At 66.2% G+C, this 24,874-nt stretch carries 21 protein-coding genes; 8 read left to right on the top strand and 13 right to left on the bottom strand.

Features of this window, described 5'->3' with window-relative positions:
* The first annotated feature begins 22 nt into the window (after positions 1–22).
* The 4 genes from sthA to EET10_RS10345 all read left to right on the top strand — a co-directional run bounded on the left by sthA (position 23) and on the right by EET10_RS10345 (position 4,504).
* A complete protein-coding gene (gene sthA, locus EET10_RS10360; protein ID WP_089024986.1) occupies positions 23–1,429 on the top strand; it encodes a Si-specific NAD(P)(+) transhydrogenase in 1,407 nt (468 codons plus the stop codon).
* Positions 1,430–1,715: 286 nt separating this feature from the next.
* Positions 1,716–2,690: a proteasome assembly chaperone family protein gene (locus EET10_RS10355; RefSeq protein WP_036403721.1), complete on the top strand. Its 975-nt coding sequence runs from the start codon at positions 1,716–1,718 to the stop codon at positions 2,688–2,690.
* Positions 2,691–2,746: 56 nt separating this feature from the next.
* The gene (locus EET10_RS10350; RefSeq protein ID WP_036403723.1) at positions 2,747–3,772 is read left to right on the top strand and encodes an alpha/beta fold hydrolase; all 1,026 of its coding nucleotides are present in this window, start codon (positions 2,747–2,749) and stop codon (positions 3,770–3,772) included.
* A 45-nt stretch (positions 3,773–3,817) separates the two neighbouring features.
* Complete coding sequence (locus EET10_RS10345) at positions 3,818–4,504, top strand: PhzF family phenazine biosynthesis protein (protein ID WP_036403725.1); 687 nt, start codon at positions 3,818–3,820, stop codon at positions 4,502–4,504.
* A gap of 2 nt (positions 4,505–4,506) precedes the next feature.
* Here the strand turns inward: EET10_RS10345 and EET10_RS10340 are convergent, their stop codons facing one another.
* From EET10_RS10340 to EET10_RS10330, 3 genes are all read right to left on the bottom strand, one after another.
* The gene (locus tag EET10_RS10340; RefSeq protein ID WP_036403727.1) at positions 4,507–4,992 is read right to left on the bottom strand and encodes a peroxynitrite isomerase; all 486 of its coding nucleotides are present in this window, start codon (positions 4,990–4,992) and stop codon (positions 4,507–4,509) included.
* 30 nt (positions 4,993–5,022) lie between these two features.
* Positions 5,023–5,487 (bottom strand): transcriptional regulator NrdR, encoded by a 465-nt coding sequence (gene nrdR, locus EET10_RS10335; RefSeq protein ID WP_036403729.1) that lies wholly within the window; start codon positions 5,485–5,487, stop codon positions 5,023–5,025.
* Between the two features lie 166 nt (positions 5,488–5,653).
* Entirely contained in the window at positions 5,654–6,160 is a 507-nt protein-coding gene (locus EET10_RS10330) for a LysM peptidoglycan-binding domain-containing protein (RefSeq protein WP_036403950.1), read from the bottom strand.
* A 357-nt stretch (positions 6,161–6,517) separates the two neighbouring features.
* Between EET10_RS10330 and lexA the strand changes: the two genes are divergently transcribed.
* A complete protein-coding gene (lexA, locus tag EET10_RS10325) occupies positions 6,518–7,198 on the top strand; it encodes a transcriptional repressor LexA (RefSeq protein WP_036403731.1) in 681 nt (226 codons plus the stop codon).
* A 41-nt stretch (positions 7,199–7,239) separates the two neighbouring features.
* Here the strand turns inward: lexA and EET10_RS10320 are convergent, their stop codons facing one another.
* On the bottom strand, positions 7,240–9,495 hold the full coding sequence (locus tag EET10_RS10320) for a sunset domain-containing protein (protein ID WP_174719684.1): 2,256 nt from the start codon (positions 9,493–9,495) through the stop codon (positions 7,240–7,242).
* Between the two features lie 291 nt (positions 9,496–9,786).
* Between EET10_RS10320 and EET10_RS10310 the strand changes: the two genes are divergently transcribed.
* Positions 9,787–10,965: a TerC/Alx family metal homeostasis membrane protein gene (locus EET10_RS10310; protein WP_063468692.1), complete on the top strand. Its 1,179-nt coding sequence runs from the start codon at positions 9,787–9,789 to the stop codon at positions 10,963–10,965.
* A gap of 13 nt (positions 10,966–10,978) precedes the next feature.
* Here EET10_RS10310 and EET10_RS10305 read toward each other — a convergent pair whose 3' ends face one another.
* The 7 genes from EET10_RS10305 to EET10_RS10275 form a co-directional block, all read right to left on the bottom strand.
* Complete coding sequence (locus EET10_RS10305; RefSeq protein WP_036403954.1) at positions 10,979–12,139, bottom strand: acyl-CoA dehydrogenase family protein; 1,161 nt, start codon at positions 12,137–12,139, stop codon at positions 10,979–10,981.
* A 165-nt stretch (positions 12,140–12,304) separates the two neighbouring features.
* A complete protein-coding gene (hflX, locus tag EET10_RS10300; protein WP_036403733.1) occupies positions 12,305–13,747 on the bottom strand; it encodes a GTPase HflX in 1,443 nt (480 codons plus the stop codon).
* A gap of 46 nt (positions 13,748–13,793) precedes the next feature.
* Positions 13,794–14,666 carry a diaminopimelate epimerase gene (gene dapF / locus EET10_RS10295; protein WP_063468694.1) on the bottom strand — a complete coding sequence of 291 codons (873 nt, stop codon included), beginning with the start codon at positions 14,664–14,666 and terminating at the stop codon, positions 13,794–13,796.
* Positions 14,667–14,670: 4 nt separating this feature from the next.
* Entirely contained in the window at positions 14,671–15,600 is a 930-nt protein-coding gene (miaA, locus tag EET10_RS10290; protein ID WP_036403735.1) for a tRNA (adenosine(37)-N6)-dimethylallyltransferase MiaA, read from the bottom strand.
* Entirely contained in the window at positions 15,597–16,292 is a 696-nt protein-coding gene (locus EET10_RS10285) for a class III extradiol ring-cleavage dioxygenase family protein (protein ID WP_036403736.1), read from the bottom strand. The genes miaA and EET10_RS10285 overlap by 4 nt, the downstream gene beginning before the upstream one ends.
* Positions 16,293–16,361: 69 nt before the next feature.
* Positions 16,362–17,351, bottom strand: coding sequence for a DMT family transporter (locus EET10_RS10280; RefSeq protein ID WP_036403738.1), 990 nt, complete (start codon positions 17,349–17,351; stop codon positions 16,362–16,364).
* A gap of 436 nt (positions 17,352–17,787) precedes the next feature.
* Entirely contained in the window at positions 17,788–18,690 is a 903-nt protein-coding gene (locus tag EET10_RS10275) for a DMT family transporter (RefSeq protein ID WP_063468695.1), read from the bottom strand.
* A gap of 586 nt (positions 18,691–19,276) precedes the next feature.
* On the opposite strand from EET10_RS10275, the gene EET10_RS10270 reads away from it, so the two are divergent.
* Positions 19,277–21,082: a serine/threonine-protein kinase gene (locus tag EET10_RS10270; protein WP_036403740.1), complete on the top strand. Its 1,806-nt coding sequence runs from the start codon at positions 19,277–19,279 to the stop codon at positions 21,080–21,082.
* 198 nt (positions 21,083–21,280) lie between these two features.
* Positions 21,281–22,639 (top strand): DUF349 domain-containing protein, encoded by a 1,359-nt coding sequence (locus EET10_RS10265; protein ID WP_063468696.1) that lies wholly within the window; start codon positions 21,281–21,283, stop codon positions 22,637–22,639.
* On the opposite strand, the gene EET10_RS10260 is transcribed toward EET10_RS10265, so the two are convergent.
* Both EET10_RS10260 and miaB read right to left on the bottom strand, forming a co-directional pair.
* Positions 22,636–23,250: an Rv2732c family membrane protein gene (locus tag EET10_RS10260; RefSeq protein WP_036403742.1), complete on the bottom strand. Its 615-nt coding sequence runs from the start codon at positions 23,248–23,250 to the stop codon at positions 22,636–22,638. The genes EET10_RS10265 and EET10_RS10260 overlap by 4 nt on opposite strands.
* Entirely contained in the window at positions 23,234–24,814 is a 1,581-nt protein-coding gene (gene miaB, locus EET10_RS10255) for a tRNA (N6-isopentenyl adenosine(37)-C2)-methylthiotransferase MiaB (protein WP_281280106.1), read from the bottom strand. Before miaB ends, EET10_RS10260 begins: the two co-directional genes overlap by 17 nt.
* Positions 24,815–24,874: the final 60 nt, after the last annotated feature.

Raw genomic sequence — 24,874 nt, 5'->3', positions numbered from 1 at the left:
TACTGTCTATCTCATGGGGTCGATGCGCGAGTACGACATGGTGGTTCTCGGCTCTGGGCCTGGTGGACAGAAGGCGGCCATTGCCTCGGCTAAGTTGGGCAAATCCGTCGCGATCGTCGAACGTGGCCGAATGCTGGGCGGCGTGTGCGTCAACACCGGCACCATCCCATCGAAGACGTTGCGAGAGGCGGTGCTCTACCTCACCGGCATGAATCAGCGCGAACTTTACGGGGCGAGCTACCGCGTCAAGGACCGGATCACCCCGGCCGATTTGCTGGCCCGGACCCAGCATGTGATCGGCAAGGAAGTCGACGTGGTACGCAATCAGTTGATGCGCAACCGGGTCGACCTGCTGGTGGGGCACGGCCGGTTCATCGATCCGCACACCATCATGGTCGAAGACCAGACGCGCCGCGAAAAGACCACTGTCACAGGCGATTACATCGTGATCGCCACCGGCACCAGGCCGGCCCGGCCGTCCGGCGTCGAATTCGACGAAGAAAGGGTCCTCGACTCCGACGGAATCTTGGACCTCAAGTCGCTCCCGGCCTCGATGGTCGTGGTCGGTGCCGGCGTGATCGGTATCGAGTATGCCTCGATGTTCGCCGCGCTGGGCACCAAGGTGACCGTCGTCGAGAAGCGGGAAGACATGTTGGACTTCTGCGACCCCGAGGTCGTCGAGGCGCTGAAATTCCATCTGCGCGACCTGGCGGTGACATTCCGGTTCGGTGAAGAGGTCACCGCGGTCGACGTCGGCTCGGCGGGCACCGTCACGACCCTGGCCAGCGGCAAACAGATTCCCGCCGAGACGGTGATGTACTCCGCCGGACGCCAGGGCCAGACCGACCACCTCGACCTGTCCAATGCCGGCCTGGAGGTCGAACGCCGCGGGCGAATATGGGTGGACGAACAGTTCAAGACCAAGGTGGACCATATCTACGCCGTCGGCGACGTCATCGGCTTTCCGGCCTTGGCCGCGACCTCGATGGAGCAGGGCCGGCTGGCTGCCTACCACGCGTTCGGGGAACCGACCGACGGGATCACCGACCTGCAGCCGATCGGCATCTATTCGATCCCCGAGATCTCCTACGTCGGCTCCACCGAGGTGGAACTGACCAAGGAATCCATTCCCTACGAGGTGGGCGTGGCGCGCTACCGTGAACTGGCCCGCGGCCAGATCGCCGGCGACTCCTACGGCATGCTCAAACTGCTGGTGTCCACCGACGATCTCAAGCTACTCGGAGTACACATCTTCGGCACCAGTGCCACCGAGATGGTGCACATCGGACAGGCCGTCATGGGGTGCGGAGGCACCGTCGAGTACCTGGTCGACGCGGTTTTCAACTACCCGACATTCTCCGAGGCCTACAAGGTGGCAGCGCTCGACGTGATGAACAAGGTGCGGGCGCTAAATCAGTTCCGCCGGTAATGCATCGCGAGGCCGTATCCTCGGAATCGGTCGCCCAAGCATCGCCCGGGCGCCGACTCGGTCTGGGCCGGTAGCGCGGGACGGTGTTTGTCGAACGACGGGCGGCGGTTTGGTTGTCGACTTGGGCGTCCACGGTCGCCGGTCGCGGTTCGCCGCGAATACGGCGTGGAGCTTTTCGCGTTATGAAGATGTGCGCATAAGTGAGATGTTCGTTCATCGGGGCCTGTTGATTTGAGAGACACTGATCAGGGCGCCCCGGTTAGACCCCCGAGAGGAGGCAACACCCATGACGCACGATCAAGACCGGGATGAGGCGCAGGACTACCAGCCCGGCCAACCAGGCATGTACGACCTCGAGTTGCCGGCGCCGCAATTGTCGACGTCGGATGGCCGTGGTCCGGTGTTGGTGCACGCTTTGGAGGGCTTTTCCGACGCGGGCCACGCAATTCGGTTGGCCGCTGCCCACCTGAAGGGGTCATTGGACACCGAGCTGGTCGCGTCATTTGCGATCGACGAATTACTGGACTACCGCTCCCGACGGCCGCTGATGACCTTCAAGACTGACCACTTCACCAGCTACGACGACCCCGAGCTCAGCCTGTACGCACTGCGCGACAGCGTAGGCACCCCGTTTCTGCTGCTGGCCGGTTTGGAGCCCGACCTGAAATGGGAGCGATTCATCACCGCCGTGCGACTGCTGGCCGAACGCCTGGGAGTCCGCCAGACCATCGGCCTGGGCACCGTTCCCATGGCCGTACCGCATACCCGCCCGATCACGATGACCGCCCACTCCAACAATCCGGAACTGATCGCCGACTTCCAGCCGTGGATCTCCGAAATCCAGGTTCCGGCAAGCGCGTCGAACCTGTTGGAATACCGGATGGCGCAGCATGGTCATGAGGTCGTCGGATTCACCGTGCACGTCCCGCACTACCTGACGCAGACCGACTACCCGGCGGCCGCGCAGTCCCTGCTCGAGCAAGTCGCCAAGACGGGATCGTTGGAACTGCCATTGGCGACGTTGGCAGAAGCCGCGGCGGAGATCCGGGCCAAGATCGACGAACAAGTCCAGGCAAGCGCAGAAGTCGCCCAAGTGGTGGCCGCCCTCGAGCGCCAGTACGATGCCTTCATCGACGCTCAGGAAAACAGATCGTTACTCACGCGTGACGAGGATCTGCCTAGCGGCGACGAGTTGGGTGCGGAGTTCGAGCGGTTTCTGGCCCAGCAGGCAGAGAAGAAGCGCGACGACGACCAGGCTTGATGCCTCCAACACCGCCCCCGAGAAAGCCGTAGGCGGCCCGACAACGAGGTTGGCGAATGACCGAGCGGAAGCGCAATCTTCGCCCAGTGCGCGAAATAACGGCACCTTCGCTGCAGTTCCGCACTATTCACGGTTACAAGCGCGCGTTCCGGATCGCCGGATCCGGGCCGGCGATCCTGCTGGTCCACGGCATCGGGGACAATTCGACGACCTGGACCGGCATCCACGCCAAACTTGCGCAGCGGTTCACCGTGATTGCTCCCGACCTGTTGGGTCATGGAAAGTCCGATAAGCCGCGCGCCGACTACTCGGTGGCCGCCTACGCCAATGGCATGCGCGACCTGCTCAGCGTGCTCGACATCGAGCGGGTGACGGTCATCGGTCATTCGCTCGGGGGCGGCGTGGCGATGCAATTCGCCTACCAGTTTCCCCAGCTGGTCGACCGCCTGATCCTGGTCGGCGCCGGTGGCGTCACCAAGGACGTCAACGTCGTGTTCCGGTTGGCCTCGCTGCCAATGGGTGCCGAGGCGCTGGCATTGCTGCGGTTGCCGATGGTTCGGCCGACGGTTCAGGTGGTCGGGCGGGCGCTGGGGCTGGCAATCGGCTCAACCGCCCTGGGCCGCGACCTGCCCAACGTGCTGCGGATCCTGGACGACCTGCCCGAGCCGACGGCCTCGTCTGCGTTCACGCGCACACTGCGCGCCGTGGTGGACTGGCGCGGGCAGATCGTCACCATGCTGGACCGATGCTATTTGACCCAGGCCATCCCGGTGCAGATCATCTGGGGCAGCCGCGACGTCGTGGTCCCCGTCCGCCACGCCCGGCTGGCACACGCCGCGATGCCCGGCTCGCACCTGGAAATCTTCGAGGGCTCCGGGCATTTCCCGTTCCATGACGATCCCGCCCGCTTCATCGACACCGTGCAACGCTTCATCGACAGCACCGAACCGGCCGAATACGATCAGGCCGCGCTTCGGGCATTGCTTCGTACCGGCGGTGGCGAAGGAGCCGTTTCCGGCCCGGCCGATACCCGCATCGCCGTGCTCAGTGCGATGGGTTCCGATGAACGCAGCGCCACCTGATCAACCCGGCCGTCATCGATTCGTGCGGCGTCGTACAGTCGGGCCATGGGCATCGAGGTAACGGTGTTGCGGGTGTTCACCGACTCCGAGGGCAACTTCGGCAACCCGCTCGGCATAGTCGATGCGAGCCGGGTCCAACCCCGCGACCGACAGCACCTGGCAAACCAATTGGGCTACAGCGAGACCATTTTCGTCGACCTCCCGACCGCCGGCTCGCACACCGCCCACGCCACCATCCACACTCCCCGTACCAGCCTTCCGTTCGCCGGACATCCGATCGTAGGTGTGTCGTGGTGGCTGCGTGAGCGGGGAATGCCGATCAAGACACTGCACGTGCCGGCGGGTCTCGTGCAGGTCAGCTATGCCAACGACGTGACCGCCATCAGCGCACGGGCCGAATGGGCACCCGAATTGGCCATCCATCATCTCGACTCACTCGATGCCCTGGCGGCCGCGGACCCCGACGACTTCTCCGACGACACCTCGCATTACCTGTGGACCTGGACCGACGAGCCTGCCGGCGCCCTGCGGGCCCGGATGTTCGCCTCCAATCTGGGGGTCGAGGAAGACGAAGCAACCGGTTCGGCGGCCATGCGGATCACCGACTACCTAAGCCGCGACCTGACCATCACGCAGGGCAAGGGATCGGTGCTCAAGACGACATGGAGCGCCGAGGGCTGGGTCACGGTTGCCGGATTGGTCGCCGATGACGGTGTGATGCAACTGGTTTGACGTCAACGCTGACGGTGCAACATGGCGGCGACGTGATGCTGTAAGGGTTGCCCGACAGCGGCCATCCGCAACGAGTGCGAGAGCTCGTCGCCGGCGACCCTGAAGGACCGGGTGATCGCCGTAACCTCTTTTGCGGTGGGAGTCAATCCGATGGTTGTGGTGGCCAACTCGAGGTGCACGGCGTCGTCGCCCGCCGAATACGTGCCTAGCTCGATTTCGGCGATGCCGCTGGGGTGCGCCAAGACCAACTCTGCGTGCCCCGGCTGGGGAACACGCAGGTAACCCGCCTCGGCATGCAAAGGCCTGCCGTCGTCCGCCGCGCGGGTCTTGTGCCCGTACACGAGAAACGGCTTGCCGACATGTGAGAACACGACCTCTTCGAAATACTCGAACGGCTCGATCGTGGGATATTCACCGGCACCCCGGCCCACCCATGTGCCCAGCAATGGCTCCAAGGGTCCAAGGTCGGGATGCAGCTCCGGAGGCATGACAGGGATCCTAACGGCGTCGCACCCGAATCAGCGTGAAGTCGATACGTTGCGGTGGGCACGCAGTGCCTCGATCTCCCGCTCGAAATCCTCGGCCGACGAAAAAGACCGGTACACCGATGCGAAACGCAGATAGGCAACCTCGTCGAGTTCGCGAAGCGGCCCCAGGATGGCCAGACCGACGTCGTGACTGGGCACCTCGGGCGACCCCGCGGCCCGCACTGTGTCTTCCACCTGCTGGGCAAGCAGGTTCAGCGCGTCATCGTCGACGTGGCGACCCTGACACGCCCGCCGCACCCCGCTGATGACCTTTTCCCGGCTGAACGGTTCGGAGACCCCGCTGCGCTTGACCACAGCCAGGACCGCCGTCTCCACGGTGGTGAAACGTCGCCCGCATTCCGGGCACGACCGGCGCCGCCGGATCGCCTGGCCCTCATCGGTTTCCCGTGAGTCGATCACCCGCGAGTCGGGATGCCGGCAGAACGGACAGTGCATGGCCGCTCCTTCGCCGTCATGGCATCCCGGTGTTTCAGACCTCTCCGAGACTACCTGCGCGCTCCCGCACACTGCCAACGCCGTCGCCATCCACGCGTGTTCGATTCCACGGCATCTCGGAAACGTTGGCGCGCTGCGGTTTTCGCCGCCATCTTGCATGGTGTCGTCAGCCGACCGGCGCGATCAACGTCTGCCCGGCGACAGGCATCGACGAATCCAGGTCGTTGAGTTCTCGGATCCGTTCGACAACCCGACGCACCGGCGTATCGGGCGCAACCCGGGCCGCCACGTCCTGCAACGACTCGCCGGCCGCCACTCGTACCACGGCAAGCCGGTCGGGCACGCGAGCCGACGAGTCCGCGGAAGTGCCGTTGACCAGCTCTCCGAAATGCGCCATCAGGCCCAGCCATAGCGTGATCATCCCGGCAAGCACCGCCAGACCCACCGTGGTCGCCACCGAGACGGGACGCCTGCAATGCGGAGCCGTCGATATCGCCAGGCCAGTACCCTGGTAGCGCAGCGACGCGCCGCCCGGCCGGCACGGCCCCGGCCGCCGTGGCGGTGCCGTCCCGCCCCGGGCCCCAAGAGGCTCACGAACGGGCCTGCTAGCCGGCCTGCTGGCCGGCAGGGGCACGCCACGGGTACGCGCCGGGAATGCCTGCGTGAGTGTCATGTTCGTTCCTCCGCCCGAGAATTCGTCGCTCATGCGTTCGACACCCTAGTCGATTACGTGTTCGATTGCCGAACATCTGATCGAAGCGTGTCGCGCGAACAAAACGCTAAACCGTGCCACCGACAAGGCCGGTCGGTCGCCATCGCTGCCATGAGGCACGGATACCCGATCGCGTGAATAGTTACGCATTTGTAATTCAGCACCTCAGTGGGTCAGCCGCGGCAGGACCGGACCAGGAGCGGGTCAGCCGCGGCAGGACCGGGCTAGGACCGGGCTAGGACGGACGTCAAGCCCGTTCCGACACACCGGTCGAACACATGTTTGATTCTCGGGCGCCGTCGGGTTACATTCAGTGCCATGAGCGACAGCAACGCCCCCTCAGTCGGTTCCGTGGACCCCGCACTCACCGAGCGGCAGCGCACCATCTTGAACGTCATCCGCACCTCGGTCACCAACCGCGGATATCCCCCCAGCATCCGCGAAATCGGCGATGCCGTCGGTCTCACGTCGACTTCGTCAGTAGCCCACCAACTGCGAGTTCTGGAGCGTAAGGGCTATCTGCGACGTGACCCGAACCGCCCGCGTGCGGTGGACGTCCGCGGTGCCGAAGACGTCATGACACCGGCGGCGGTCACCGACGTCGCCGGCTCCGACGCCCTGCCCGAGCCCACCTTTGTCCCGGTGCTCGGGCGCATCGCGGCCGGCGGCCCGATACTTGCCGAGGAAGCGGTCGAAGACGTGTTCCCGCTGCCGCGCGAGCTGGTCGGCGAGGGGACGCTCTTCCTGCTCAAGGTCGTCGGCGACTCGATGGTCGAAGCCGCGATCTGCGACGGCGACTGGGTGGTCGTGCGACAGCAGAACGTTGCCGACAACGGCGACATCGTCGCGGCCATGATCGACGGCGATGCCACCGTCAAGACCTTCAAGCGCGCAGGCGGTCAGGTGTGGCTGATGCCCCACAATCCGGCCTTCGACCCGATACCCGGCAACGACGCAACGGTACTGGGCAAGGTCGTCACGGTGATCCGCAAGATATAGGGCCCAGCGCCACCGGGCAGACATCGCCGGGAGCCGGATTCCTAGTCCGCTTTGATGAAACCGTTGGCTTGGGCGGCGTCCTCGCTGGCAAACCAGATCTCGGCGAGCGTGTCGTAATAGAGCGCGCTGCTGGGCGTGTAATACAAGCCGAACCGGGCACTGGCTTTGATCGGATATCCCTCTGGTGCCTGGTATGGGTCGTGGTCCAGCGGCATGTGGATGGTCGGCCGCGCAGCCGGGCTCGGCCCGGAAGCAACCGTGGCCGTGAGAGCTGATTCCGGCGCTTGCGGCTCATCCTCAGGCTCTGCGGCAGCGTGGCGCCCCGCCCTCCCCTGAGGAGCTGAAACCTCCGGGAAGGCTTCCGGGAACGCCTCCGCGTAGCCGGGCTCGCCGTAGCCGGGCTCGGCATCGGCGGAGGCAGCGCGCGGGGCGAAAGCATCCGGGAAGGCGGCATCCGCAACCGCGGTCTCCGGCACGGCTACTTCGGGAGCCGCTGCCTCCGGAACCGCCGCTTCCGGCGCATATCTTTCCGGTACCACGGGCTCCCCGGTCACGGTTTCTGGAACGTCGGGCTCGGGAACCGCCGCCTCCGCGAGGTCGGCGCGGGTCACGATGGGCGTCGGCGTGGTATCCACCGCGTCGGGATTTTCTTCGTCAAACTCGAAGCCCATATCCGACGCGCGTAGTGCGTCGCCGCCGTATTCACCACCGCTAGAGGCGTATTCGTCGACACCAGCACTGGTCGCGGCGCCCCGTGGCCAGCTGACCCGCGACGCCGCCCCGGCATCCGGACCGCGATGTTCCTGCAGCTGCTGGTCGTCAACCGGGAAGTCTTCGGAGCCGAAATCGATGTCGTCGTGCGGCCAGCGCCCACCGGCGGCGTCATAGCCGGCCTCCACATCGCGATCCTGCTCGTGCTCGTATGCCTCGTAGGCGGCGGGCTGGCCGGTGCGCCGCCGGCGCACACCCAACACGACCAACACGAACATCACGATCAGCAGCACGACCGGGACCACGGCCACCAGCCACCACCAGTGCCAGGTGAACTTCTTGCCGTGCGATGGAGCCGCCGACGTGCTGGGCTGATTCTGCCCGGACACCTGCAGCCCGGATAACAGCGGCGCCAGGTTCGCCGGGTCGGTGGTGAATGTGTTGCTCGTGCGGTTCCACGACACCTTGCCGCCGGTGAACTTCTGCGACACCACATCGCCGTCCACGGTCTGGTCGGCAACCGGCGCACCGAGTTTTCCGGTGGCACCTTTGAGCTTGTCCCAGGCGGCCTTCATCGCTCCCCGCACCACAAAGGCGCCGTGATCCGGGGTCCAGAAAATCACCGGCTTGTCCGCGGCAGAGAACGCCGCGATCCTGCTGGCCGGCGTGATGCCGCCGTCGGACTCGTTGGCGACGGGGAAACCAAGGTCGCTGCTGACCGGCCCGCCCAGCGACTCGTACTTGGCCAGGATCGCGCCCTCCACGGCGTTCGCACCGGTGGCCGGACTGAAGAAGATCTTGCCGCCGACAAAGTCCTGGGCAATACCGTCACCGCCGATCGGGTACGGCGCGCCCTTCTTGGCACCCAACGGGCCGGCGGCGCCACCGGCGGCGCGCCAGGCCATGTTGATGGCGGCGGCGGGGTCGAGCGCCACCTGCAAGCCCTTCAGCTGATCCGCCAATACCGCCGGGTTGGTGGTGAAATCTTTGGTCTTCTTGTTCCAGGAGACTTCGCCGCCGGTGAACTTCTGGGATACGACGTCGCCGTCGTAGGTTTCATCGGCGACCGGGGCACCCAGCACGCCCCCAGAGCTGCCGAGTTTGTCCCACGCAGCGTTCATCGCGCCGCGCACCACGAACGCGCCGTGGTCGGGCGTCCAGAAAATCACCGGATTGTCGCTGACAGAAAAGGTGCTGACCCGACTGTCGGGGCCGGCGAGGCCAGGAACCTCGTTGATGGTGGGAAATCCCAAATCGCTGTCGGCCGGCCCGCCCAGCGCCTCGTATTTTGCCAGGACCGGGCCGTACAGATATTTGGCGCCCGTATCCGTGGTGTAAAACATCTTGCCGCCGTCGAAGTCCAGGCCGAACCCATCCCCGACGGGATAGACGTCACCTTTCCGGGCGCCGAGCGTCGATGTCTCGCCCCCTGCCTTCTCCCACGCGGCCATCATGGCGGCTTCCGCATCACCTATCGGAGACGCTGCGGCAGTAGGCGCCAGCAGCCCGACAGCCAGCACCGTAGCCGCCAAGCTGAGCAACGCACACCCGACCAGCCTGCTCAATTGACCTCTCTGCCCGTTCACCAAGCCTCCCAGCCGATGCCCTGCCCGCGCCGCGAGCTGGCGGATTTCTCACCTGTGGGCCGTCCCCCAGCTACGTTCCGCATCGTCGCCGGGCCCGCATAACTTTGCTCTAGCGAACGACAAATGCGAAGTCAAATCGTAAATATTCCGAAAACGGATACCCAGCTGATTCCGAAATGATGCCGGATCGCGTGCGTGTCGCGAGGAACCGCAACTCGGTCCGCACCGGTTGTACGCTACCGTGCCCGAGAGCCCAGCCCGACTGACCCAACGAGAGGATACCCAGCTGACATGGGTGTTTCCGTAGTTGTCTGGGTCCTCACGATCGTCATGATCACGGCCCTCATGCTGGTGGATTACGTCTTCCACGTACGACATACGCATGGCCCGACGCTACGGGAGTCCGCGCTGTGGTCGGCGATGTTCATCGGCATCGCCGTGCTGTTCGGTGTCGCGGTGGCCGTCTTCGGCAGCGCTGCCATGGGAATCGAGTACTTCGCGAGCTACTTGAGCAACGAGGCACTGTCCGTCGACAACCTGTTCGTATTTCTGGTGATCATCAGCAGCTTCGGGGTTCCGCGGGTCGCTCAGCAGAAGGTGCTGTTGTTCGGTATTGCGTTCGCGCTCGTCGCGCGCACCGGGTTCATCCTGCTGGGGGCCGCGCTCATCGACAACTTCAACTGGGCGTTCTACGCGTTCGGCTTGGGTCTGCTGGTCATGGCGGGCAACCTCGCCAAACCGGAACAGCCCGAAACCCGCAATGACAACCTGATCCTGCGGCTTGCCAACCGATTCTTGCGGACATCCCCGGACTACAACGGCGACCGATTGTTCGTCGTCGAAAACGGCAAGCGGGTGATGACGCCGCTGCTGCTCGTCATGATCGCCATCGGCGGCAGTGACGTGCTGTTCGCGTTCGATTCCGTGCCGGCGCTGTTCGGACTGACCCAGAATGTCTACCTGGTGTTCGCCGCAACCGCTTTCTCGCTGTTGGGGCTGCGCCAGTTGTATTTCCTGATCGACAATCTGCTGGACCGGCTGATCTACCTGTCCTACGGGCTGGCCGCGATCCTGGGCTTCATCGGCGTGAAGCTGATGCTGGAAGCGTTGCACGACAACAACATTCCCTTCATCAACGACGGTCGACCGGTGCCGATCGTAGAGATCACGACGGCGACGTCGTTGACGGTGATCGTCGCCGTCCTGTTCATCACCACCCTGGCGTCGTTGTTCTCGGCCCGCGGGCGCAGGCAAAACGCCGTCGCCCGGGCACGCCGGCATGCCCTGGAATATCTCGACCTGCATTACGAGGCGGATCCGGCCGAACGCGAGAAGATCTTCGTGGCACTGCTGGCCGCCGAACACGAGATCGACTCACTCTCAACAAGGTATCGCGCACCGACCAAGCAGGAGCAAGAGTTGACGGCGCTGCTACAACGGGCGCACGAGGCGCACAAAGCCCACGGGTGAGCCGCCCGGGCGGCTAGACACCCAGACCGCGGCCGATGATCTCCTTCATGATTTCGGTGGTGCCGCCGTAAATGGTCTGCACCCGCGCATCGAGATAGGCGCGGGCGACCGGGTATTCGCGCATGTAGCCGTAACCGCCGTGCAGCTGCAGACAACGGTCGTTCAAGTACACCTGCTTCTCGGTGGAATACCACTTGGCCATGGCGGCCTGCTCGACCGTCAGCTTGCCTTCGAGGTGCAGGGCGATGAACTCGTCGACCATGATCCGCACCACGGTGGCCTCGGTGGCCAGCTCGGCCAGCACGAACCGGTTGTTCTGGAAGCTGCCGATCGGTTTGCCGAAAGCCTTGCGTTCCCTGACGTATTGGAGTGTCTGCTCCAGCACGGCCTCCATTCCGGCGGCCGCCATGATCGCGATCGAGATGCGTTCCTGCGGCAGGTTCTGCATCAGATAGATGAATCCCATGCCTTCTTCGCCGAGAAGATTCTCGGCCGGAACTTTCACATCGGTGAACGACAGTTCGGCGGTGTCTTGCGCGTCCAACCCGATCTTGTCCAGATGGCGGCCGCGTTCGAACCCCGGCATCCCGCGCTCGACCACGAGCAGCGAAAACCCCTGCGCGCCTTTCTCGGGGTCGGTCTGGGCGACCACGATCACCAGGTCGGAGTTGATCCCGTTGGTGATGAATGTCTTCGAGCCGTTCAGCACGTAGTGATCGCCGTGCTTGACCGCGCGAGTCTTGATGCCCTGCAGGTCACTACCGGTTCCCGGCTCGGTCATCGCGATCGCCGTGATCAACTCGCCGCTGCAGAATTTCGGCAACCAGCGCTGCTTCTGCTCTTCGGTCGTCAGCGCCAGCAGATAGGGGGCCACGACGTCGTTGTGCAGCCCGAAGCCGATGCCGCTGTAGCGTCCGGCGCTGGTCTCCTCGGTGATGATCGTGTTGTACCGGAAGTCCGGGTTACCGCCGCCGCCGTACTCCTCGGGCACCGCCATGCCGAGGAAACCCTGTTTGCCGGCCTCCTGCCACACCCCACGATCGACGATCTTGGCCTTTTCCCATTCATCGTGGTAAGGCGCCACGTGGCGATCCAGAAAGGCCCGGTAGGACTCGCGAAACAAGTCGTGCTCGGGTTCGAAAAGCGTGCGCTGGTATTTGATGGCACTGCCCATGAATAACCTCCGGCGAAGCGAACTCTGCTGCCCAACATATACCAACCAGCCGGTTGGTCGGCAGCCGCCGACGGTCTGGTGCCGCAGTCGGCGCGGCAGGTCAGTGGTCCGGTTGCGCGACTTGGCCACCGCGAATGCGACACACCGTGGCAGTCTCGGCGCAACTCAGCGGAAGGCGAACTCCTGCAGGCGCCCGGCCAACGTCACCGGAACCCGCGCCTTGATCCGGGTGCCGTGGGCGCCGTGCTCCTCGTACTGCACGCGCCCGTCGGAGTGCAGGCGGGCCACCAGATCGCCACGGTCGTAGGGGATCACGACGTCCACGGCGGCATCGGCGGGAACGGCCAGCTCGGCCATCCGCCGTCGAAGCGCATCGATGCCATCTCCCGTGCGGGCCGAGACGAATACCGCGCCGGGCAGCGCGTGACGCAGTTTGGCCAACGCCAGGTCGCTGGCGGCGTCGACCTTGTTGACCACCAGCAGTTCCTGCGGCGGGTCCTTGCCGTCAGCCCCGTGGTCGGCGATCACGTCGGAGATCACCTGACGCACCGCGTTGATCTGGGCCAGCGGGTTCACGTCAGCGCCATCGACGACATGCACCAGCAGATCCGCGTCGACGACCTCTTCCAAGGTGGAGCGGAACGCTTCCACCAGCTGGGTGGGCAGATGCCGGACGAACCCGACGGTGTCGGTGAGCACGAAACGGTCCGGCCGGCCCGAACCGCCCGAGAACTCCGCGCGCCGGCTGGTGGGTTCCAGCGTCGCGAACAGCGCGTCCTGCACCAGCACCCCGGCTCCGGTCAGCGCGTTGAGCAGGCTGGACTTGCCGGCATTGGTGTAGCCCACGATGGCGATCGACGGCAGGTCGCTGCGGACCCGACGGCTGCGCCGAGTGTCGCGGGCCTGCTTCATGTCCTTGATGTCGCGTCGCAGCTTGGCCATCCGCTCGCGGATGCGGCGACGATCGGTCTCGATCTTGGTTTCACCGGGACCACGCAGACCCACTCCGCCGCCGCTGCCGCCGGCGCGGCCACCGGCCTGCCGCGACATCGACTCGCCCCAGCCCCGAAGCCGCGGCAGCATGTACTCCATCTGGGCCAACGACACCTGGGCCTTGCCCTCCCGGCTGGTGGCGTGCTGGGCGAAGATGTCGAGGATCAGCGCGGTGCGGTCGATCACCTTGACCTTGACCGCCTTCTCCAGCGCGGTCAGCTGGGCAGGAGAAAGCTCTCCGTCGCAGATAACGGTATCGGCTCCGGTCGCCACGACGATCTCGCGGAGTTCGGCCGCCTTGCCGGAGCCGATATAGGTCGACGGGTCCGGGCGGTCCCGGCGCTGGATGATCCCTTCCAGTACCTGGGAGCCGGCGGTTTCCGCAAGCGCGGCCAACTCAGCCATGCTGGCCTCGGCGTCGGCGGCGCTACCCGCGGTCCAGACGCCCACCAACACCACGCGCTCCAGGCGCAGCTGGCGGTACTCGACCTCGGAGATGTCGGCCAACTCGGTCGACAACCCTGCGACCCGGCGCAGCGCCGACCTGTCCTCGAGGGCAAGTTCGCCGGTGCTGGGCTCCAACGGATCTTGATGGGGAAATTTGGGATATGTCATAGGCAATTAGCAATAGTGCACGCTGAATCGGTCTCGCGCACCTCGATTAACGCTGTTGGGCGCGCCACCATTCCCCGCTGACCTCACCCTTGGCCACCAGCACCGACGGCCCACGCAGGAAGCTGGTGGCATCGGTGACGGTCACCGTGACAACTCCGCCGGGCACCCGCACGGTGAGCGTGCCGGTCTCGTCCCCGGCGCCGGCCAGCGCGGCGACGGCGGCTGCGACCGTCCCGGTGCCGCACGAACGGGTCTCACCCACCCCTCGCTCATGGACCCGCATGCTGAGCACGCCGCCGACCGGAGCCGTCAACACCTCGACGTTGACCCCGTCGGGGAACTGCTCCGGGTCGAAACTCACCGGCGCCGCAACGTCCAAAGCCGCGAGTTCCGCACCGGTCAACCGGGGGTCGAGGCACGCCAGGTGGGGATTGCCCACGTCGACGGCCAGGCCGCGAAACCGGCGACCCCCGACGACGGCGGTCCCCGTGCCGATCCGGTTGGCCTTGCCCATATCGACGGTGACGTCGGCGTTGGTCGCATCGACGCTGTGTACGGTGACCGGCCGCGGGCCGGCCAATGATCCGACGACGAACTCGTCCCGGCGCTCCAGACCACTGGCACGCAGGTAGTGGGCGAACACCCGCACGCCGTTGCCGCACATCTGCGCTACCGACCCGTCCGCATTGCGGTAGTCCATGTACCAGTCGGCCGCACCGACGCCGTCAGGTAGCCGGTCGAGCACACCGGCCACCACCGCGGCGTCGGCGGTAGTGACCCGCAGCACCCCGTCGGCGCCCAGTCCCCGGCGGCGGTCACACAAGGCGGCAATCTGGCCGGCGCCGAGCGACAGCTGCGCCTTGATGTCGGGCAACAGTACGAAGTCGTTCTCGGTGCCGTGGCCCTTGGCGAACATCACCAGATCAGGGTACGTCCCGCCAGGCGCGGATCGCGTGGTCGACCAGGCTGTCAGCCGAGTTGACATCCAGCCAGCGCACCCGGTGGTCGCGGCGGAACCAGGACCGCTGCCGTCGCACGTAGCGACGGGTGCCCACGTAGGTCTGCTCGCGCGCGTCACGCAGCTGGGCAGCGGTCCCGCCGGCGTCCAGCGCCGCGATCACCTGGGCATAACCCAGCGCCCGTGCTGCCGTGACGCCGTCCCGCAGGCCCTCACCGAGCAGCGCGCGAACTTCGGCAACCAGGCCCTGTTCGAACATCGCGTCGGTTCGGTGCTGTAATCTCTCATCGAGAATCGTTGTGGCACAGTCTAATCCGACTATAACGGCGCCCCACCGGGGCTCCCGGATGCGCGGCGCGGACGCGGCGAACGGCTGCCCGGTGAGTTCCATCACCTCGAGCGCCCGCACGGTTCGGCGCGCATCGGTCGGCAGGATCACCGCGGCCGCGGCCGGGTCGCGGCGAGCCAACTCGGCGTGCAGCACGCCCACCCCGACTTCGGCAAGGCGCTGTTCCCATCGCGCTCGCACCGAGGGGTCGGTGGCCGGAAACGTCCAGTCGTCGAGCAGCGACTGGACATAGAGCATCGAGCCGCCCACCACGATCGGCAGCGCACCCCTGCCCAGGATGTCCGCGATGTCGGCTGCGGCGGCCTGTTGGTAGCGCGCGACGGTCGCCGTTTGGGTGACGTCGAGGACGTCGAGTTGATGATGCGGGATGCCGCGGCGGTCTTCGAGGGATAGCTTCGCGGTCCCGATGTCCATGCCGCGGTAGAGCTGCATAGCGTCGGCGTTGACGATTTCCGCGCCCACCTCGCCGGTGAGCCGGTCGGCGAGATCGAGCGCCAGCTGCGATTTGCCGGTCCCCGTCGGCCCGATGATCGCCAGCGGCCTCATGGCAGCCAAACGCCGACGAAGTACCCCACCCCGTAGGGCGCCCCGCGGTACAGCTCCTTGGCCGATTGCGGCCCGGATCCGGTCAGGCCCGCCAATACCTGAAACGCCGCCCGCCCGAGGACCCGCGGTGGCAACGTCCGCAGCGCCGCCACGTCACCGGCTGCCAGCGCGTCATCGAGGGCCAGCTGGACGACGGCGCCGCCGGGATCGTAACCGCCCGGGGCCTGGGGCGTCAGGGTGTTGACGCCGTCGGCCACGACCAGTACTCCGATCAGATCGGGCACTCGGTCGATCTCGGCCCGCAGGTCTCTGCCGCGCGCCAGCGCCGCGTCGACATCGTGGTCGCCGGCATAGACGCGGACCTGGGCGGTCGCCTCCGGCCGTGCCCGGCCCCGCACCCAGGCCGTCATCAGCGCGCACAGCGGCAGGTCGGCCGGCGGTCCCGGCTCGTCGTCACGCAGCGGCGAGAGCCGGACGCGGAAGTCGGTGCCGAAACCCGCGAACGAACCGACGGCGTCGCGGTCCACAACCCCGTCGGCGGCGCCTACCCCAACGGCAACCCACCGCGGCGGCAACATGGCCGCCGCCGCGGTCACCGCCGCACGGATGTCGGCCACCTCGTCAGCCGCCGTGTCGGCGAGTTCGGCAACGAGCACCGGTGCGGACGGAACGATCGCGATGGCGCCCAGCACGCCACCAAACTAACTTGTCCAGCGGATGTCCAGGCGGGCACGCGGGCCCCTGGCAACCCATCGCGCGAATTACACGGAGGAGGATCCCCAGACCGGACCGTCGACGACCACGACGGGATCGGCTATCTGACCAAGGCTTGCATCGCGCTTGGCCGACGACGTCGGCGGCGTTGCCAGTATCCTGTCGCGCCCGGTCTGAGCAACCATGGTCGCGGCCTCGCCACGGGCCAGCGCCACGGTCGCCGCGATCACCGCCACCACCGCGAGCACCAGCACAATCGCCTCCGGGCCGCCGGCTTCCAAGGTTTCACCGAGCACGGTAACGCCCAGAACCGCCGCCACCACGGGCTTGGCGACGGTGATCGTGGGTAGCGAGGCGGTCAGCGCACCAGCGCGAAAAGCGGACTGCTGGAAAATCATGCCGGCCAATGCCGCCAAGAGCCAGGGATAGAACTCCGGTGCGCGCAGCACCGCGCCCAGGCCGTCTTCGGCAACCTCGACCACTCCCTTGGTCAGTACGGCGAACAATGCCAGCGATGCACCCGACACCACCGCAAGCAACACCGCCGCTTGGGGGCGACCGACGCACAACCGGGCCGCGAGAACGCACGACACCAAAATCGGGCCCAGGACCACGCCGACGATGACCCAGGTGTGCAGCGGGGCGCGCTGGTGGCCGGCCGCCGGGTCCCCGACGATGATGACCACCGCCAACGCCGCCGCCAAGGCCACCGCCCACATCCACTCCCAGCGGGTGATCCGGTGATGCGCGAACCGCGCATAGATAGGCAGGGCGAACAGCAGCGCGGTCACCTGCAACGCGGTCACCAGCATCACCGACGCCCACGCCAGTGCCAAAGCCTGCAGGCTGTAATTGAGAACCGCGGCCGCGCCGCCCAGCCACCACCGGCGGTCGCGGAGCGACAGGCCGAACAGCCTGAGGTGACCTACCTGCTTGTCGGTGATCTCCTGGGCGGATCGTTGGCGAATTACGTCGCCCACCGCCGATGCCAGCGCCGCGCACAATGCGATCAGCGCGGCAACCTCAACCTTGGACATGGCCGACCCTCCACCTCTTCGCTCGGCTACCAGCGTTCCCCCGGTCAGCTGCACGTACACCCGTTGTTCGCTAGCAGTTCACTGAAAATCCTATGGCGCCGCTCACATTTCCTGGTGCTGGTTGCTTGTTGTTCGCCTCCGCATACTTGCGCAACGACCTATGCGCAACCTGTCATCAGCTATGCGGCAGCTGTGAAACCCCCATGATCGAACGCACCCGATATTTCGGCCCCGGGCGTTAGCGTTGGACGAGGCGCCCATACCCCACCGCTGACACCTGCTGGTTCGGCCCAGGCGGCCCCCATGCCGCCGATTCGCCGATGTTCTGCGCCAGGTTACCGCCCATGGGAAGTTCGTCACGCGTACCCGCCCAAGGGCAACCGAACTGTTACCGGACTCCTGGCCGATGACGTGAAAATCGGGGTGGCAAAAGCCTTTACGGGACCGCAAGCTGGCCTGGCACCTTCAGATCACCGACCGGTGCAGCCATCATGGCCGCCTCGTCGCGGGCCAGCGCCACCGTCGCGACAACCACCACCGCCACCGCAACGGCCAGCGTGAGCAGCTGCCCCTCACCCGAGTGGACCACCTCGTCGAGCACGGTGATTCCCAGCACTGACGCGATCACCGGTCTGGCCACCGTGATCGTCGGCAGTGATGCCGTCAGCGAACCCGCCCTCAGCGACGATTGCTGCAGCATCAGCCCGATCGGCAGGACCAACATCCAGCCATAGAACTCGGGAGTCCGAAACATCGCCTCGAACCCGTGCGCAAGTGCGGCGACAACTCCCTTGGTCAGCACGGTGAACACCGCCAAAGCCGCCGACGACGCAAGCGCCAGCAACACCGCCGCCGCCGGACCCGGCCACATACGCGCGCCGACCACACACAGCAGCACCACCGGAACGATCACGATCGCGACCACTGCCCAGTCCGACAGCGGAGCACGGGCGTGGCCCGCCGTCGGATCGCCCGCCAGAACAATGACGGCCACCGCGCCGGCCAGCAACACCGCCCACATCCACTCCCTGGCGGTGCACCGGTGGTGGGCCATCCGAGCGTCGATCGGCAAGGCGAACAGCAACGCCGTAGCCTGCAGGGACTGCACCAACACCACCGACCCCATGGTCAGTGCCACCGCCTGCAGACCGAAACTGCCCAAGGCGGCCAGGCTACCCAGCCACCACAGGGTGTGGCGCAGCGAGAGATGGAACAGCGTGAAGTGGCCGACTTCCTCGTCGGTGACCTGCTGAGCGGACCGCTGAAGGGTCACATATCCGACGCCGGCCAGCAAGGCAGCGCCCAGCGCGAGCAACGTCGCGAACTCGACGTTGGCCAAGGTGACCTCCCTGCGAACGGCCGGAAGCGCTCAGACGAACGTCTGCCACACAGTTGTTCAATAATGACTCTTGTGCGCCGGTTAAGCATCACATCGGGACTTTCTGTTCGAAATAGATCATTTGCCGCCGGCGTCGCACTTTGCGGACGACAAGGCACCGATGTTCGCGATGCGAATCACGGTGCGGTCATTTCCCGCCTCGCTCCGCGGCCGAAGATCCGCGTGAAGCAGCAAAGCGACCTGCGGTCAGCACCGACGGTGAGCAACGGCGCTGACAGCAGTGATCGGGGTCCCGCAGCGATCTCCGTCGAACACCACAAATCGGGAGTCAATCGTGCTGCGCGCAGAGACCGCACGGTCGGGTTGCGGCACCGGCGGGCCCGATCACCCTTGTCGATCCGCTACCGCAGCTGGACCACCCCAGCTAACGGAACGATTGCAGCTGTGGGACGGATGCTTCATTTTTGGTGCGCCCGCTATAGCAAGCAATTACCGTCATGATTGCTAGGCCGGGGTGTGCGGTCAGCAGGTCGGCCGGTGAGTGTGGCTTGCTGGTGCGATTACCCGTTGGTTTGAGGAGTCGGCGATGAGTGCCTCCACGCGAGGTTCGCGAGTGGGTACCCGGTTCGGGCCCTACTACCTCAAGCGGCTGCTGGGTACCGGTGGGATGGGCGAGGTTTACGAGGCCGTCGACACCGTCAGGCAGCGGGTGGTGGCGCTGAAGCTGATGTCGGAGTCGCTGAGCCACGATCCGGTGTTCCGCATGCGGATGCAGCGCGAAGCCCGCAACGCCGGCAGGCTGCAGGAACCGCACGTGGTGCCCATCCACGATTACGGGGAAATCGACGGGCAACTGTACTTGGACATGCGCTTGATCGAGGGCACCCACCTGGCGCTGCTGCTGGAACGGTTCGGCCCGGTCACACCGCCGTGGGCGGTGGCCCTGGTGCATCAGGTGGCTTCGGCGTTGGACGCCGCCCATGCGGCCGGGGTGATGCACCGCGATGTCAAGCCGGAAAACATCCTGGTCACCCGCGACGACTTCGTGTACCTGGTGGACTTCGGGATCGCCAGCGCGGCAACCGACGAGAAGCTGACCCAACTCGGCAGCGCGGTAGGAACCTGGCGGTATATGGCCCCGGAACGATTTTCCGATGCCGAGGTGACGCACCGCGCCGACATCTATTCCTTGACCTGCGTGCTGCACGAGTGCTTGACCGGCACGCCGCCGTATCGGGCCGACAGCGCCGGCATGCTGATCACCGCCCACCTGATGGCCCCCATTCCGCGCCCCAGCCAGTTGCGCCCCGGGATCCCCGCCGCTTTCGACGCGGTGATCGCACGAGGGATGGCCAAACGGCCGGAGGACCGTTACGCAAGCGCGGGCGACTTGGCGCTGGCGGCTCATCAAGCGCTCAGTGGGCCACACCAAGCCCAGGAGTTTCGCATCCTCAAGCGCAGTGAGGAGGCCGGCGGCCTGTACGGCGACGTCCTGGCTGAAGGCATCACCGGCGTCACCTACGGGAGTCTTTCGACCTCCACCCCATCGGCGCCCACCCCGGTAGCGGCGACGCCGCAGCCGGACCTCGATGTGTCCGCGCCGCTGCCACTTCCGTCACTTCCGACGTCGGAGGTGAACGTTTCGTCGTCCAACCCGGAGGCCAGCTCCTGGCCCGGCGTGGCCAGCACCCCACCACCGCAACCACCACCACCGCCGTCGCCACCACCGCAGCCGTCGCCGTCGCCACCACCGCAAAAAACGGATGCCACAGCACCTTCCGGCCGGCACGAGCCGTCGCTTTCCGGGCGGCTGCGCAATCCGTGGATACTGCTGGCGACCGCCGCTCTGGCGGTACTGCTGGTGTTCGCGGCGCAGGGGATCTGGCTTACCGTTCGGCCGAACACGGCGTCGGGTCCGCGGACGGTCACTGCCTCACCGTCACCGACATCTCCCGCCTCGACGGCATCCGCAGACGCGTTGGCCCGGCTGCTCAGCCTGCTGCCGTTGGGGTACGCACCAGGCACCTGCAGGCCTTTTCTGCCGCCCAAAGACGCACTGGCCAGGGTCATCTGCGACAAGAACGTCGACGCCGGCGGACCATCCCGGGCGATTTACACATTGTTCGGGGAAACCGCCACCTTGCGCCAATTCTTCGACGGACTGCTGCGAACCGACATCATGGTCAACTGTCCCGGGGAATCCAAGTCGCCGACGGGTTGGCATCGCCCCGAGAGCCCACAAGTCGGCGGCATGGTCTTCTGCGCGGTCCAGGAAAGCAGTCCGACCGTGGTATGGACCAACGAGGCCCAACTGATGATCTTCCTCGCCCAGGGGGATCCCGAGGGACCCAACCTCGACCAGCTCTACGCCTGGTGGAAAAAGCACTGGTGACCGGACGGCCCGTACCGCGACACCGAGTGAGGTGGCGGCGCACGGCCCGGCAAGCTGCTTCAATACTGTTGGAGCCGGTCGGAAACCCTGGTGACGCATAAGGGCCCATCAGACCTGCCGGCTGTAAGGTGCCGCTTCGCGCGGCCGATGCGCGGGTATCCAACGCGCGAAAGGGTGCAAAGGGTAGGTGACGAGCACATGACGGCAGACGAGCCTCGCAGCAGCGATCCGCACCCGCCGGTGCCGGGGCCGGTTTCGAGGCCGGTTCCAGGTCCCGCACCACGTCCGGGACCGCGCCCGGGTCCGCTGTCGCGGCCCGTCCGGCACCCGGTGGCAGCAGCCCCGCACAGCGATCCGCACCGCTTCGGGCGTGTCGACGACGACGGCACGGTGTGGCTGATCACCGCCGCCGGCGAGCGCGTCGTCGGCACCTGGCAGGCGGGCGATCCGGAAGCTGCATTTGCGCATTTCGGCAGGCGGTTCGACGACCTGAGCACCGAGGTCACGCTGATGGAAGAGCGGCTGGCCTCGGGCACCGGGGACGCCCGCAAAATCCGGGCCAACGCCGTGGCAGTGGCCGAGACCTTGCCCACGGCAAGCGTTTTGGGCGATGTCGAGGCCCTTGCGGAAAGGCTGAACTCCCTTCGCGAGCGGGCCGAGGCCGTCGTCGCAGCGGACCGCTCCAGACGCGATGAGCACCGTGCCACACAGACCGCGCGCAAGGAGGCACTGGCCGCCGAAGCCGAGGAGTTGGCGACTAACTCCACCCAGTGGAAGGCCGCCGGTGATCGGATGCGGGCGATCCTCGACGAGTGGAAGACGATCACCGGTCTGGATCGCAAAGTCGACGACGCACTGTGGAAGCGGTATTCGGCGGCCCGCGAGACGTTCAACCGCCGGCGCGGATCCCACTTCGCCGAACTCGACCGGGAGCGTTCCGGTGTCCGTCAGGCCAAGGAACGGCTCTGCGAGCGCGCCGAGGAGTTGTCCGGCTCGACGGACTGGACCGCCACCAGCGCGGAATTCCGCAAGCTGCTCACCGAATGGAAAGCCGCCGGACGGGCCAGCAAGGAGGTCGACGACGCGTTGTGGCGGCGTTTCAAGGCCGCCCAGGATGCGTTCTTCACCGCCCGCAACGCCGCGACCGCGGAAAAAGATGCCGAGCTGCACGTTAACGCTAAGGCCAAAGAAGCACTGCTGGCCCAAGCCGAAAAGCTCGACACCAGCAACCTCGACGCGGCCCGGGCGGCGCTGCGGACCATTACCGACAAGTGGGACGCAATCGGCCGAGTGCCGCGTGAGCGATCAGCCGAGCTAGAGCGCCGCTTGCGCGCGGTGGAGAAAAAGGTGCGCGACGCCGGCGAATCGGATTGGGCGGACCCGCAGGCCCAGGCACGCGCCGAGCAATTCCGCGCCCGCGCCGAGCAGTTCGAACGGCAGGCCGCCAAAGCTGCCGCCGCTGGCAGGACTAAGGAAGCTGAAGAGGCCAAGGCGAACGCCGAACAGTGGCGGCAGTGGGCCGAAGCTGCCGCCGACGCACTGAGCCGCAGGTCCTAGCGGTCCCTGCCGTTGGCGGCGGTTCCGTCACCGGGATAGTCGGGCTCGTCCAGGCTGTCCAACAGCGTTTTGGATTGTTGCTCTGCCGCCAAGCGGCGACGCTGTTCTTCGGCGGCGAGTTGCACGATGGTTCGCTGCCATACCACCCGCGCCCAGTGAAACGTCAGAAGCATCACGGTGATCCACGACACGATCAGCCCGATACCCGGTCCGGGGTGACCCGCGGCGACAGTTTGGCGCGACCACACCGCCAACAGGCCGGTGGCACTGGCCAGTGCCGACCCCACGAGCGCGATCCAGGCCAGCGCCCAGCGCCTCGTCATCAAGGCGAGCATCGAGAAACCCACCCCGAAAATTAGCGCCAACCAGGCAAAGACCCGTGACGGTAACGCCACCGCAGCGGCGGCGGCACCGTGGCTGCTGAACAGCACGTCCCATCCCCGCACGCTGCCGGTGTGCGGCAAGATGAACGATCCCACCAACACGAACACCAGGATCGCTACCACGAAACCCCTTGCGCCAGGCTCGATCTCACCTGCTACCCGGCGCTCTGCCGCCTCGATTTCGGACCGGTAGGCATCGAAGTCGGCCACGTCAACTGCTCCGTTCATCGCAAGACCCGTTACCCGGATCGTCGGTCGGGCCGCACCCGGCCCCGCAACCCACAGCGGCCACGGGCCCTCCGACACCGGGCATGCCGAGCCCGACGCCGGGTGATCGCTGTCCGGAGGCGTAGGCGTCGCCGGCGCGGGTGCGGCGGTGATTAATGATGCCCGCATCGGCGATGAGATGGTGCGGCGCGGCGCCGGTGATCTGTGTGGTGATGATGTCGCCGGGACGCACATGCTGATCGCCCGCTCGGAAATGGACCAGTCGTCCGTCGCGTGCCCGGCCGCTCATGCGGGAGGTGCGGCTGTCCTTGCGTCCTTCACCGGTGGCCACCAACACCTCGACGCTCTGCCCGACGACATCTCTGTTGCCCTCGAGCGAGATCTGCTCCTGCAACTCGATGAGCCGCTCATAGCGTTGCTGCACGACGTCTTTCGGTAGTTGTTCGTCGAAGTCGGCGGCCGGAGTGCCGGGGCGCCTGGAGTACTGGAAGGTGAACGCCGCCGCGAATCGGGCCTGGCGCACCACATCGAGGGTGGCCGCGAAGTCCTCCTCCGTCTCTCCGGGAAAGCCCACGATCAGGTCGGTGGTGATGGCGGCGTGCGGCATCGCGGCACGAACCCGTTCAACGATGCCGAGATAGCGTTCGGCCCGGTAGGACCGCCGCATGGCCCGCAACACCCGGTCCGACCCGGATTGCAGCGGCATGTGCAGCGCGGGGCAGACATTGGGTGTCTGCGCCATCGCCTCGATCACGTCGTCGGTGAACTCGGCGGGATGCGGGGAGGTGAAGCGGACGCGCTCCAAGCCCGGTATACGGCCGCAAGCGCGCAGCAATTCGGCGAACGCGCCCCGGTTGCGCGGCAATGCGGGGTCGGCGAACGAGACGCCGTAGGCGTTGACATTTTGTCCAAGAAGAGTGATTTCGAGCACACCCGTGTCCACCAGCGACTGCGCCTCGGCCAGGATGTCGGCGGGGCTGCGGTCGATTTCCTTGCCCCGCAGCGACGGCACGATGCAAAACGTGCAGCTGTTGTTGCATCCTACGGAGATGGAAACCCAAGCGGCATAAGCGGATTCGCGAGCACTCGGTAGCGATGACGGGAACTGCTGCAGCGCCTCGGCAATTTCGACTTGGGCGACCTTGTTGTGCCGGGCCCGGTCGAGCAATGTCGGCAGCGATCCGATGTTGTGGGTACCGAAGACGACGTCGACCCACGGCGCCCTGCGCAGCACCACGTCGCGATCTTTCTGGGCCAGGCAACCGCCGACCGCGATCTGCATGTCTGGATTGGTGCGCTTGCGCGGGGCCAGATGGCTGAGGTTGCCGTACAGCTTGTTGTCGGCGTTCTCGCGAACGGCGCAGGTGTTGAACACCACGACGTCGGCGTCTCCAAAATCTGAGCCGTCGGCTGCACGCTGGTAGCCGGCAGCTTCGAGGAGACCCGCCAAACGCTCGGAGTCGTGGACGTTCATCTGACAGCCGTAGGTGCGGACCTGGTAGGTGCGTGCGGCAGGGGGCGCAGCGTTGCCCGCCACATTCGCAGCATCGGCCCGCTGCGCCACCGTCGAAGTCACGGGGTCATGGTACGGCGACCGGCCGGTTCTCGCCGGGCCGGATGCGCG

The organism is Mycobacterium pseudokansasii (assembly GCF_900566075.1).
GTDB classification, from domain to species: Bacteria; Actinomycetota; Actinomycetes; order Mycobacteriales; family Mycobacteriaceae; genus Mycobacterium; species Mycobacterium pseudokansasii.
The sequence above is the reverse complement of the archived record's forward strand: the minus strand, read 5'-3'. Positions and strand labels throughout refer to the sequence as shown.

Excerpts from the sequence above, each read along its gene's own strand:
- EET10_RS10350 (WP_036403723.1), top strand. The coding sequence starts at position 2,747 with ATGACCGAGCGGAAGCGCAATCTTCGCCCAGTGCGCGAAATAACGGCA.
- lexA (WP_036403731.1), top strand. The coding sequence starts at position 6,518 with ATGAGCGACAGCAACGCCCCCTCAGTCGGTTCCGTGGACCCCGCACTC.
- EET10_RS10265 (WP_063468696.1), top strand. The coding sequence starts at position 21,281 with ATGACGGCAGACGAGCCTCGCAGCAGCGATCCGCACCCGCCGGTGCCG.
- EET10_RS10355 (WP_036403721.1), top strand. The coding sequence starts at position 1,716 with ATGACGCACGATCAAGACCGGGATGAGGCGCAGGACTACCAGCCCGGC.
- EET10_RS10330 (WP_036403950.1), bottom strand. The coding sequence starts at position 6,160 with ATGACACTCACGCAGGCATTCCCGGCGCGTACCCGTGGCGTGCCCCTG.
- hflX (WP_036403733.1), bottom strand. The coding sequence starts at position 13,747 with ATGACATATCCCAAATTTCCCCATCAAGATCCGTTGGAGCCCAGCACC.
- miaA (WP_036403735.1), bottom strand. The coding sequence starts at position 15,600 with ATGAGGCCGCTGGCGATCATCGGGCCGACGGGGACCGGCAAATCGCAG.
- EET10_RS10280 (WP_036403738.1), bottom strand. The coding sequence starts at position 17,351 with ATGTCCAAGGTTGAGGTTGCCGCGCTGATCGCATTGTGCGCGGCGCTG.
- nrdR (WP_036403729.1), bottom strand. The coding sequence starts at position 5,487 with ATGCACTGTCCGTTCTGCCGGCATCCCGACTCGCGGGTGATCGACTCA.
- EET10_RS10270 (WP_036403740.1), top strand. The coding sequence starts at position 19,277 with ATGAGTGCCTCCACGCGAGGTTCGCGAGTGGGTACCCGGTTCGGGCCC.
- EET10_RS10260 (WP_036403742.1), bottom strand. The coding sequence starts at position 23,250 with ATGAACGGAGCAGTTGACGTGGCCGACTTCGATGCCTACCGGTCCGAA.
- EET10_RS10305 (WP_036403954.1), bottom strand. The coding sequence starts at position 12,139 with ATGGGCAGTGCCATCAAATACCAGCGCACGCTTTTCGAACCCGAGCAC.
- sthA (WP_089024986.1), top strand. The coding sequence starts at position 23 with ATGCGCGAGTACGACATGGTGGTTCTCGGCTCTGGGCCTGGTGGACAG.
- EET10_RS10340 (WP_036403727.1), bottom strand. The coding sequence starts at position 4,992 with ATGCCTCCGGAGCTGCATCCCGACCTTGGACCCTTGGAGCCATTGCTG.
- EET10_RS10310 (WP_063468692.1), top strand. The coding sequence starts at position 9,787 with ATGGGTGTTTCCGTAGTTGTCTGGGTCCTCACGATCGTCATGATCACG.
- EET10_RS10345 (WP_036403725.1), top strand. The coding sequence starts at position 3,818 with ATGGGCATCGAGGTAACGGTGTTGCGGGTGTTCACCGACTCCGAGGGC.